Source organism: Mesorhizobium sp. M0047 (genome assembly GCF_040323315.1).
GTDB lineage: Bacteria > Pseudomonadota > Alphaproteobacteria > Rhizobiales > Rhizobiaceae > Mesorhizobium.
In genome coordinates, this window is record NZ_JAMYUW010000043.1 from 52,655 (window position 1) to 63,214 (window position 10,560).

Here is a 10,560-nt window from a genome sequence, read left to right on the forward strand (position 1 = left end):
GGGACCGATTAATCGGGTTGCGAATGTCCCACCCGCGCGAGAGCGCGCAGGAACGTCGCCAATACCAGCGAGCCCAAAATTGCCCTCATCCACAGTTGCCATAAAACCGGGGTCCTAAAAGCCCCGCGCAGGGACGGAGGGCACCGCGAATACTCTCCAACGCGTGCGGTTCGCGAAAGTGCCATCCGGCTAAAAGATTCTGTTCTTCGCGTGCTTTGCGGCGGCGGTCCAGGCGAGCGACTGCGGATTTGCCTGTGGTCGAGGAAACAATGGTTGGAACAGAAGAGGCATTCGCCAGTTTGCTGGCATGCAGTCGGTGTTCGAACAAATTGCGCGGTCGCTGAAAAAGCGGAGAGCCATGCTGTTTGTTGGCGCTGGAGTGTCGATGAGCGTCGGCTTGCCACCGTGGAGAAAACTCATCGAGCACATGGCAGATGATCTCGGCCTGGACGACCAGACGGTCGGCATGCCTGACACGACCTACCAGGCCCTTGCCGAATACTACCGCCTCAAGCACGGCAGCATCGGCCCCCTGCGCAGCTGGATGGACCGCGAGTGGAGCGTTTCTCGGGACAAGGTAAAGCGATCGGAGATCCACAAGCTGATCGTGTCGCTCGATTTCCCGATCATCTACACCACCAATTACGATCGAAACCTGGAAGCTGCTTTCGAGATCTATGGCCGGCCGTTCGTCAAAATCGCCAACGCGAAAGACATCGCCAAAGTCAACGGCGACCTGACACAGATCATCAAATACCATGGCGATTTTGACGACGACACTTCCCTTGTGTTGGCAGAGACGGACTATTTTGACCGGCTTTCATTCGACTCACCACTTGATGTGAAATTCCGGGCAGATGCACTGGGGCGCACCATCCTGTTCATCGGCTACAGCATGTCGGATATGAACATCCGCCTGCTGTTGCACCGTCTGTGGCAGACCTGGCGCCTATCGGGTTACGAGCGGGACCGTCCAAAGTCATTCGTGTTCATGCCGGGCCCGAACGTGGTTCAGGAGGCGGTCCTAGGACGCTGGGGGCTCAACGTCGTGGCTGGGGACGATGAGGATCCGCAGCAGAGCTTGGCAGCTTTTCTCAGCAAGATCGCCGAAGCGAAATGACGGGAGGCCTGGTGTATGCCGCGCACGCATGCATGGGCGTTCCGGTCCATCGAACGTGTCCGCCCCAAGATAGAGCGCTCGTGGGTTCAGAGCTGCCGATAAGATGCGCCGTTTTTCGACGGTGGCTGAATGGCGCCCAGATCTCGACTGCGGCGAAACGGCGAAGCATCGAATCTGCTCTGGAAGGAACCGTGCCGACGCGGCCGAAATGTCCAAGTGAGGACGATTGCCGCTGGGCGCGCCGTTGCGGAAGCGCCTCTCCGCGACATCTGCCAAGCTGCTTCGCGATCGGCAACCCCGTGTCGGTCACCACTTATTTGCGGTCACCGCCCTCGGGCAGGCCGAAGAAGACGACGTTCACGATGGCGAGCCGAAGCTAACGGAGATCGGGCGCGATCCTGGATGCGCTGTCGCCGCGATCTTGGATCCCGGCTCGGTCAAGCGGGAAAACTCTGATTTGCTCGCTTCCCGCAACAGCCGCAAGATTACGGCCGGCGCGGGCGGATCCCGCGATCGTCTTGGTTTTCCATCGCAGCAGCAGAACCGGCAGCCACCTTCGGACTGCACGCTTCTTGCCCGGACCTGTTTTCAAGCAAGCATCTGAGCCGGGGGATCGTGGGATGGCCAGGCTACGGAGGCCAAGTGGCAAGCAAGTGTCGACGATGGTCAGCGCTTAGCGCTCTCGCTTTGCGTATCGGCTCGCGCAAGGAAGCGCTCGGTCGTAGACGGGAGATGGTCTTTCAACCAGTCGGCCATGGCGATTTCTTCTCGCAGGTTCTGCTCGCATACGCGCGCGACCTCGGTCTCACCCAGGGATCGAGCAGCGGCGATGAGAATTGTGTAGGAGGCGATCTCCATGTGCTCGAACGTGTAGCTCGCAAGCGATCCTTTCATGACCTCGTCGCCAGCGAAGATGCCGCTCATTGATTGCGCCATCGCTGTCAGCTTTCCACCGGCATCCTTCAGCCTGGAGGGTCCTTGCCCGATGCGGTCGAGGCAGGTCTTGAGCCGAGCGGCCTGCTGCACCGTCTCTTCGAGATGTTGCCGAATTCGGCTGCTGAGCTCAGGATAATTTTCTATACGGCTCACTTGCCCGTTGAGCATGGTCTCAGCTTGCTCCTCCATGGCATGAGCATCCCTGAGCCACTGCACAAACCATTCGCGCGATTCTGACATTTCGTTGCTCCTTCATAAGCGCTCCAAACTTGCAAAAGGACATATTGTTCCTGAAACGGCCGGACCGTCGAAAGACTTCTGGGCAGCCCGCCACCAGCCTAGCCTGGCGGTTCTGCGCTCGCGCCTTCAACACTTTGCCGCGCGTTTGCCGGCTGTCTGGAATTCCGTTCGCAGCACGACTGTGGCTTGGCGGGCCGTCACGGCGTTCGACCAGGGATGGTCTCTTCAATGAGTTTTGCGTCGGCGTGGTATTCCGCGCGCGGTCATGCGCGTCGGCCAACCATGTCTTTCCCAAGCAGAGTCGACGCTTCGTCTGTCGCCTTCGCCGATGCTTTCCAGCGCCAGATCTGCACAGAGACTCTCGCCCTGAGATCCCTGCGACAACGTCGATTGGCAAGGATCCTCCCTGTGCCGGCTGTGCCAAAAGTCTCGGACCATTCGGCTTGGCGACATTGAACCCGTCCCATGAATTCTGAACGCAGAACGCACGGCGAGTGGAACACTCCGCTTTCAAACCGGTTAGGAGAAATCATTGACGTGTGTGGATCGCTGCGGTCGCCATGTGCGACTGCCGGAGGAAATCGGTCGATGGCCACGAAGAATGAGAACGATCTGAACGAAGCCGAAAGTGGTACCGCAAGGCGCGGTTCGCCGCCCGAGCACAAAGGCGGCGCTCAGGCCCTATCACGGACTCCCAGCATTGAAACCCAAACTCGAGCCAAAGGAGCTGAGCATGCAGAATAATCCCCGGCAGAATCATCCTCGGCCACCCATGCCTGAACAGCAGCAGGATATGCCCGGCTACACCGACGAGATGAATCCCCGCCCAGACCATGGCGAGCAGAGCTATCGCGGCAGCGGCAAACTGACGGACCGCGTTGCGCTGGTCACTGGCGCGGACTCGGGCATCGGACGTGCGGTCTCAATCGCCTTCGCCCGCGAGGGCGCGGATGTGATCATCTCCTATCTTGAGGAGGACGAAGACGCGAAGGAAACGGCCCGATGGGTCGAGGATGCCGGCCGCAAGCCTGTGATCGCGCGCGGCGACATCAGCGACGAACGTTTTGCACGCTCGCTCATCAAGCGTGCCATGGATGAATGCGGCCGGCTCGACATCCTGGTCAACAACGCCGCGCATCAGGCGACATTCGAAAGACTGGAGGATATCACGGCCGAGGAGTGGGATCTCACCTTCAGGACGAACATCTATCCGATGTTCTACCTCTCACAGGAGGCCGTGAAGGTGATGAGACCCGGCTCCGCCATTATCAACACGTCGTCTATCAACGCCACCAGCCCCTCACCTACATTGCTCGCCTACGCCACCACCAAGGGGGCGATAGCGAATTTTACCGCCGGGCTGGCCGGACTGGTCGCGGAGCGCGGCATCCGGGTCAATGCCGTCGCGCCGGGGCCGATCTGGACGCCGTTGATCCCTTCGACGATGCCGGCCGAAAAGGTAAAGGAGTTCGGCAAGAATACACCGCTTAAGCGCCCTGGCCAGCCGGCCGAGCTCGCGGCCACCTATGTGCTTCTGGCCTCGGACGGTGCCAGCTATACGACCGGCGCCCTTTACGAGGTCACTGGCGGAAGGCCGATGCTTTAATGAATTGTCTCGGGGTGAGAAGGCAAGGTCGCGTATCGGGAATAGCGCTCTGGTCGGGCGCGGGCGCAGCTGTTGTGACGAATTTCGCTTGCGTTGCTTTCCAGAGTTAAAGGTCACTCCGCCGCTCGGCCGATCAACGCGAAAAGGAGCCCGAATGACGCTGCCAGCGATAAGATCGGCACGACCCTCCTTGCTGCGCTCATGGACTGCGGGTTTGTTCCACCGTCGCTTCTGCGGCGGGGCAGGGAGCTGGCCCTGCCGCTGCGATCGGTCGCCGAAAGACAACATTTCTGAAGCGGGCATCGATCTTGTCCACCTAGGTGAGGGGACACGGCGCTCGAAGCGGTCATAGGAGCGCTCCGAAACTGGAACCGAAGTCGAAAGTGTTCTCATTGGCATATCCTCCATTGGAAGCGGCACTCCTTAACCTTACCGGCTCCAAAATGGCTTCCGGCATTCTGCGACGCCCGCTCATGACCGCCAGTAACCTATGCGGGCGCATCGACGCGGGCGTTTTCGCACGACGCAACTTTTTGGGCGGCGGCCCGATGGCCGCCGCCTCTGAAGTCACCCGGATCAAGCTTGCAGCAGCTGCTCGGCAGCAGTGACCGGCGGCATCATGCCGTCTTCGACTAGGATGTCTTTCTTCCTGGCGAACTGCAGAACACTGCCACGCGCAGACTCCACGTCGATCTCGCCGGCCAATGCGGCCTTACAGGCGCGGATCGCCGCCCTTTGTTCAGGACTGTTCCCGCACCACTCTGTGACGAACTGGTAGGCATCCACGACCGAGTTCAGCTGCCTGTGGAAGCCAAGTCCGACCCAGACGCGAACGGGCTTTTCGAAGGGCTGAGAAAGCATGGTTTCCTCCCTCCGAGCAGTCAGGCGGCAACGCCGCCCGTCTCTCCCGACTGTCTTGGCGTGATCCAAGGCATCGTCGTTGCGACGTCCTCAAGGATCTTCACGGAGCGGGCAAAGCCGGCGAACGCATCGCGCGCGACTTTCAACGGTATGAGACCATCGAAGGCGCGGTGACAGGCGCGCTTTGCCGTCTCATAGACCATGCCGCGCCGATGCTTCGGCCATTCGTCGAGGAAGTCGAAAGCATCCTCAAGGCAAGCGATCTCTTGAATGAGATCTTCCGAAGCTCTCACGAACACGGGACTCTCAAATGTTCTCACGCTCATCGAAACCTCCAATTGTCTGAACGATTTCAGGTGGTTGAGGATGGTCACCCCAGCAACCGGCAGCGACCTGCGCAAAATATGTGAAGGCCGATTTTCGATGTCAAGACTCGCATGAAGCCAGTGGCGCCATCCGACAAAATTCCTCGGTTCCTGCGTTGACCTGCAGCTCGGAAAAACGGTTGGTCAGGCCATGAGCTAGGCCCCTCCCACACCACATAATCGAAGCTGCCTACGGCCGCGACTTCGGCGATATTGGCGCTGGTTTCGTCCTTGGCGGTGCGACCGGGGCGGCCGTAAGATTTGGCGAGGACGACGTCGAGACTGACCTCGTTTGGCCAGAAGACCTTCTCCGACGAAAGTACGGCGAGGCCTGTCGCATCGGGTCGTACTGTATGCGCACGTGCTTCGGCAGCGATGGCACCGATCGCAACGACACGATTGCCTTCGGGTGGAAGGCGCTGGGCTTTCCCGACGCGCCATAGGCATGCTGAAGCGCGAGACCGGCGATATGTGGCCGAACGTGAACCGCCCGTCCCATCGGCGCAAGAGATGACCGGCGCGGCGAGGGACTGTTGAGGGGACACATGACAACCCGTCGCACCGGTCACGCGCTAGGATTTGAAAGTAGCGGGATATTGGTTATCACGCAATTAAGCAGGAAGGAGTAGGCCCAGCCTTAGGCTCGCCGGGGTTTGGCGGTTATTGGGGTGCTCGCGCGTCGGTTCGCGATCAACGTGACGATGCGCACGCGGCTCAATTCGCTACCTCACCTGGACTGTGCGCAAGCCGCCGCGCCTTGTTTCCACATTTGCGGCGACGAAATCAGCCGTCTTCACACAGATCGCTGGCGGATTTGATCGTCTGCGACGTGTGATCTCCGCATCGTTTGCCAATCAATTGCTGCACTTCGTTCTCGGCTCGATCCACGTCATGCTCCGGCGAAAGCCGACCCACTCACCAATGGGGCTATCACTGTCGATAAGTCCTTCTACCGTGCGACTGCTGGGACCTCCAACTTCCCTGAGGTGAATTCACGCTGTATTTGAAGGGGAGCTTATGGAACCATACCCCCCCAGCCGCGTTCGGGGTCGCGGGACGTGAGTCTCCAAGATTAGGGCGGTAGCATTCGGATTTCAGCACTAATATGGAATTGGAACCGGGAAGCCTGGCCTCAAAGGACGATAGCTGCCGGCCAGCTCTCGCAATCGGCGAGCTTGAACGGGCCCTGCTCCGCAAAGACAATCTGTTTCACCAAGTTCTCGAGGCGCTTCCCGTCGCCATCTACACAACGGATCGGTCTGGCAAGATCACCTTCTACAATCGCGCGGCGGCCGAACTTGCTGGGCGCGAGCCGCAGATTGGAGTAGACGAGTGGTGCGTGACGTTTCGCCTGTTCACTCCCGACGGCAATCCTCTACCGCATGAAGATTGTCCGATGGCCGTGGCGTTGAAGGAGAACCGCCCGATCCGCAATCAGGAGGCTATCGCACAGCGGCCCGACGGTACGCTCTTTCCTTTCCTGCCCTTCCCGACACCCTTGCGGGACGAGACCGGTGAACTGGTCGGGGCTATCAATTTGCTCGTCGACCTCAGTGAGCGGCGGCAAGCGGAAGAAGTCCGCCAGCATCTATCGGCCATCGTCGAGTCCTCGTTCGATGCGATCGTAAGCAAGGACCTGAACGGGGTGATAAAAAGTTGGAATCACGGTGCTGAACGACTCTTTCGCTACCCAGCCTCCGAGGCGATAGGAAAGCCGATCACCATGCTTATTCCCGCCGACCGGCAAGACGAGGAGGTCTATATCCTAGACCGTATTCGCAACGGCGAGCGGGTTGAGAGCTACGAGACGTTTCGTCGTCGCAAGGACGGAAGCCTCGTTCCCGTCTCCCTGACGATATCGCCGGTGCGCGATGGGGCAGGACGCATCGTCGGGGCGTCGAAGATCGCCCGCGACATTTCAGCTGCCAAAGAAAGCGAATACCGCATTCGCGCGTTGATGCGCGAAGTCAATCATCGAGTAAAAAACCAGTATGCTGTGATTCTGTCGATGATCCGGGAGACCAACAAGCGGTCCAGGAACCCGGACGCCTTCGAACGGGACGTTCGCGAGCGCATCATGGCACTTTCTGCCTCGCATGATCTCCTCGTCTCGGATGATTGGAGGGGCGCCAATGTCTTCGAATTGCTGCTGGCACAGTTAAAGCCCTTTGGCAGTGAAGAGCGCATCTCGATGTCCGGGCCATCCGTGGTCCTTGGTCCTAATGCGGTTCAGCATCTCGGCATTGCGTTCCACGAATTGGCAACGAACTCGGCAAAATATGGCGTCCTGGCAGGTGTGTCAGGACAAATAGTGGTGGCCTGGGGGATCGAAACGGCCGAAACGAAATTGTTCAGGCTGACCTGGAGCGAAACGGTCCACTCCAAAATTGAAAAGGTCGCGCACAGCGGCTTTGGAACAGTGGTGCTAACACGTGTGGCGCCGCAGGCCATGGGCGGGACTGGCTGGATTCAGCACCACCCCAACGGCCTGGTCTGGACGCTCGAGGCGCCAGCAGACCTTGTAGAAACCTTCCCTGCCAATAGCTCGGTCGCTTGACGGCCGCGTGACGTGGCGGGCAGCCCAGCCCCGTTTACGCAGTTTCCGGACAAGCGGTCGGTGAACTATGTCTTGGAACCTATTCGCTTGCCGCACGCTTTTGTTCGATGTCAGGAGCGTGCCGTGAGTTCCAAGGCCGGGGAGACTAGGCTCTCGTTCGTTGAGTTTCAGTCGCCGACGCTGGTCGCGAATGCACCCGAGGGCGGCGAATGGATCCATGAGATCAAGTACGACGGCTACCGCACCGAGCTGATCGTTGAGAGCGGCAAAGCGCGAGCCTTCACGCGCCGGGGCTACGACTGGTCGCATCGATATCGACGAATTGTTCAAGCAGCTGCCGGCTTGCCGGTGAAGACCGCGATCATTGATGGGGAGGCTGTCGTTCTCGGTAACACTGGCCTGCCGGATTACCAAGCACTGGAAAGGGAGTTGGGCAATCCAGACTCGGCGAGGCTCGTCTTCTACGCATTCGACCTGCTCCACCTTAACGGGCGCGATCTTCGGCAACAGCCGCTAATGAGCCGCAAGGCAGCGCTGGAAAAGCTGCTGAGGGACACTGCGCCGACACTGACCTATGCCGAACATCTGGAGGTGAGTGGCAAAGAGGTGTTTCAACATGCCTGCCGGATGGGATTGGAGGGTATCGTATCCAAGCGCGTTGATGGCACCTACCGCTCGGGCGTCCAGACCAGTTGGCTCAAGGTCAAATGCGTCAAGAGCGATACCTTTCCCATCGTCGCTTTTGTCGAGAAACTCGGCGCTCGCCCGCGCCGCATTGCATCGCTCTACATCGGGCGCCGCGAGGGCGACCGACTGCTCTATGCCGGGAAAGCGAGAAGCGGGTACACCTTGAGCGCTGCCCAATCCGTTCGAGAGCGGCTTGACCCGCTGATCATCAGCAAGTCGCCTTTGTCAGAGCCCATTGTGAAACCCAAGGCGACCTGGGTGAGACCGGACGTTCTGGCCGAGGTGCAATTCAGCGGCGTCACTGATCGCGGCGTGCTGCGCGAGGCCGTGTTCAAGGGTCTGCGCGAAGACCTCGTGCCGATCCCGGCCAAGCCTCCAGCCCGATCCAAGCGACGCGGGCCAATCCGGAAACATGGCGTTCCCAGCGAGAACATTCTGCAATTGCTGCCCGAAGCGGTCTCGCCCTCCAAGGAAGAGCTTGCGCGTTACTGGGAGAGGGTTGCGGATCAGGCACTCGCCCATCTCGGCCACAGACCGCTGAAGCTGGTCCGCCACGCACTTGGCGCAACCTTCTACCACAAGGGCGCGTTGCCGAAAATTCCGGCCGCCGTGCATCAGTTGCGGGTCCAGAAGCGTGAGGGTGGCGAAGGTGTGCGCGTGTGGGTGGACGACCTTGCCGGCTTGCTGGGACTGGTCGAGATGGACGCTGTGGAACTGCATCCGTGGAACGCCACACTTGATGACATTGAGCATGCTGACCGCATTGTTCTGGATCTCGACCCCGGTAAGGGGGTCGACTGGGATGAAGTCGTTGGGACCGCGCTGACGCTCCGCGACATCATGGAAGCGGAAGGTTTGGAGAGCTGGCCGAAGGTGACCGGTGGCAAGGGCATTCACCTGATGGCCCCGCTTGGGGCAAAGATCACGCACGACAAGGCCCGGCTCCTTGCCCGGTCTTTGGCCAATCGGCTCGCCGAAATGCATCCGGATCGTTACCTGCTTTCCGCCGCGCCGGCAGCCAGAAGGGGCCGCATCTTCATCGATTACCTTCGCAACGGGCGCGGCAACACTGCCGTTGGGGCCTTCTCGCCAAGAGCGCGGCCCGGCTTCCCAATCGCCCATCCGGTAACCTGGAGCCAGATTGAGCAACGGATCCGACCTGATGCCTTTACGATCGACCATCCGTTCAGGGCAGTTGCCAGAAAGGCGGCTTGAATCGCAGGGTTTGTGGAGACGCCGGACGGGAACTGAACAGCGGCACTAGGCGCCTTCGTAGGACGATTCTTCCTGTCCTCTATGATCAAAGCAAAGCAAAGAGTGCCCTAAGGGCGCCAGGTAGTTCCGCCTCGGTCTCCAATGACGGGTTTCTTAGGACGCGAACAGCGTTCGCAGCCGACATCAGCCCCGCTTTCCAACGCAGCACAGCGCAGCCCATCCGCCGGTTGTTCAGATCAGCCGGCCACAGATCGGGTAGGAAGTCCTTGGTCGCCATGTAGACCAAAATGGCGCTTCCCAAGGATGAAACGTAAACGCTGCCCGGCCGCTTCGACACCATGCCTTCAAGGTCCAAACGATCAACCGCCGCGTAGAACTCGGCCCCGCCTCCCGAGATGTGTTGACTGTATTGAAGGACGCCATCACCCGGGCCGATCAATTCCAGCAAGCGCTCCCTCCTTTGCCACAGGGGTTCACGCCGCGAGTCCTTGCCGTTCAGATGCAGCAGGTCGAAGGCAACGAAGATGATCTTGCCCGGCGACCACCGCCAGCCAGCGCCACGGGCCAACCTTCTCCCCGAGAATCGCCACGGAGAGAATGGTGACGCAGAGCGGCGCCAGGAAGATCAGGGCGTAGCACTCCGCCAGCGGAATGGTTGTGAAGGCATAGACGCTAAGCACGCCGGAAGCGATTCCCGCCCACGCACGCGCCTGCACCGCCCAAGGCCGCCTTGTGCGCCAGAAATCACGCCAGCGTTCGTCCGCTGGGCGCGTGAAGATGAGGAAGAAACCTGCAAACAGGGTTATGAAAAATCCGATCTCGAAGACCGACAGCTGTCCGCCCAGGCTTTTGACAACGGCATCGCTGCCCGAATAGCTTGCATAGGCGATCAGGGCGAGCAGGATTCCGTTCGGCACGTTTTTCCATTTCCGGGGAGAGAGTGGTTTGAAAATACTGGCGCTCGGTGCGCATC

The 10,560-nt window shown here is 59.9% G+C and carries 9 protein-coding genes and 1 pseudogene; 5 read left to right on the forward strand and 5 right to left on the reverse strand.

Features of this window, described 5'->3' with window-relative positions:
* Window positions 1–307 precede the first annotated feature (307 nt).
* Together NKJ89_RS29260 and NKJ89_RS29265 are read left to right on the forward strand one after the other, a co-directional pair.
* Window positions 308–1,120, forward strand: coding sequence for an SIR2 family NAD-dependent protein deacylase (locus NKJ89_RS29260; RefSeq protein ID WP_352607642.1), 813 nt, complete (start codon window positions 308–310; stop codon window positions 1,118–1,120).
* 226 nt (window positions 1,121–1,346) lie between these two features.
* The gene (locus tag NKJ89_RS29265; RefSeq protein WP_352607644.1) at window positions 1,347–1,724 is read left to right on the forward strand and encodes a hypothetical protein; all 378 of its coding nucleotides are present in this window, start codon (window positions 1,347–1,349) and stop codon (window positions 1,722–1,724) included.
* A 62-nt stretch (window positions 1,725–1,786) separates the two neighbouring features.
* Here the strand turns inward: NKJ89_RS29265 and NKJ89_RS29270 are convergent, their stop codons facing one another.
* Window positions 1,787–2,296, reverse strand: a complete 510-nt coding sequence (locus tag NKJ89_RS29270; RefSeq protein ID WP_352607646.1) for a ferritin-like domain-containing protein — start codon at window positions 2,294–2,296, stop codon at window positions 1,787–1,789.
* 733 nt (window positions 2,297–3,029) lie between these two features.
* Between NKJ89_RS29270 and NKJ89_RS29275 the strand changes: the two genes are divergently transcribed.
* A complete protein-coding gene (locus NKJ89_RS29275; protein ID WP_352607648.1) occupies window positions 3,030–3,902 on the forward strand; it encodes an SDR family oxidoreductase in 873 nt (290 codons plus the stop codon).
* A gap of 576 nt (window positions 3,903–4,478) precedes the next feature.
* On the opposite strand, the gene NKJ89_RS29280 is transcribed toward NKJ89_RS29275, so the two are convergent.
* Both NKJ89_RS29280 and NKJ89_RS29285 read right to left on the reverse strand, forming a co-directional pair.
* Window positions 4,479–4,763 (reverse strand): DUF982 domain-containing protein, encoded by a 285-nt coding sequence (locus tag NKJ89_RS29280; protein WP_352607650.1) that lies wholly within the window; start codon window positions 4,761–4,763, stop codon window positions 4,479–4,481.
* A 20-nt stretch (window positions 4,764–4,783) separates the two neighbouring features.
* Window positions 4,784–5,089, reverse strand: coding sequence for a DUF982 domain-containing protein (locus NKJ89_RS29285; RefSeq protein ID WP_352607652.1), 306 nt, complete (start codon window positions 5,087–5,089; stop codon window positions 4,784–4,786).
* Window positions 5,090–6,233: 1,144 nt separating this feature from the next.
* Here NKJ89_RS29285 and NKJ89_RS29290 point away from each other — a divergent pair.
* Complete coding sequence (locus tag NKJ89_RS29290; RefSeq protein WP_352607654.1) at window positions 6,234–7,685, forward strand: sensor histidine kinase; 1,452 nt, start codon at window positions 6,234–6,236, stop codon at window positions 7,683–7,685.
* Window positions 7,686–7,808: 123 nt separating this feature from the next.
* Complete coding sequence (ligD, locus tag NKJ89_RS29295) at window positions 7,809–9,587, forward strand: DNA ligase D (protein WP_502904176.1); 1,779 nt, start codon at window positions 7,809–7,811, stop codon at window positions 9,585–9,587.
* An 85-nt stretch (window positions 9,588–9,672) separates the two neighbouring features.
* On the opposite strand, the gene NKJ89_RS29300 is transcribed toward ligD, so the two are convergent.
* Together NKJ89_RS29300 and NKJ89_RS29305 are read right to left on the reverse strand one after the other, a co-directional pair.
* The gene (locus tag NKJ89_RS29300; protein ID WP_352607656.1) at window positions 9,673–10,155 is read right to left on the reverse strand and encodes an ATP-dependent DNA ligase; all 483 of its coding nucleotides are present in this window, start codon (window positions 10,153–10,155) and stop codon (window positions 9,673–9,675) included.
* Window positions 10,121–10,504, reverse strand: a pseudogene (locus NKJ89_RS29305) (EamA family transporter); the annotation flags it as partial. The gene NKJ89_RS29300 and the pseudogene NKJ89_RS29305, both read right to left, overlap by 35 nt.
* Window positions 10,505–10,560 lie beyond the last annotated feature (56 nt).

Bases quoted from the DNA above. Each gene is read 5' to 3' on its own strand.
- NKJ89_RS29275 (WP_352607648.1), top strand. From the start codon at position 3,030: ATGCAGAATAATCCCCGGCAGAATCATCCTCGGCCACCCATGCCTGAA.
- NKJ89_RS29260 (WP_352607642.1), top strand. From the start codon at position 308: ATGCAGTCGGTGTTCGAACAAATTGCGCGGTCGCTGAAAAAGCGGAGA.
- NKJ89_RS29285 (WP_352607652.1), bottom strand. From the start codon at position 5,089: ATGAGCGTGAGAACATTTGAGAGTCCCGTGTTCGTGAGAGCTTCGGAA.
- NKJ89_RS29290 (WP_352607654.1), top strand. From the start codon at position 6,234: ATGGAATTGGAACCGGGAAGCCTGGCCTCAAAGGACGATAGCTGCCGG.
- NKJ89_RS29280 (WP_352607650.1), bottom strand. From the start codon at position 4,763: ATGCTTTCTCAGCCCTTCGAAAAGCCCGTTCGCGTCTGGGTCGGACTT.
- NKJ89_RS29270 (WP_352607646.1), bottom strand. From the start codon at position 2,296: ATGTCAGAATCGCGCGAATGGTTTGTGCAGTGGCTCAGGGATGCTCAT.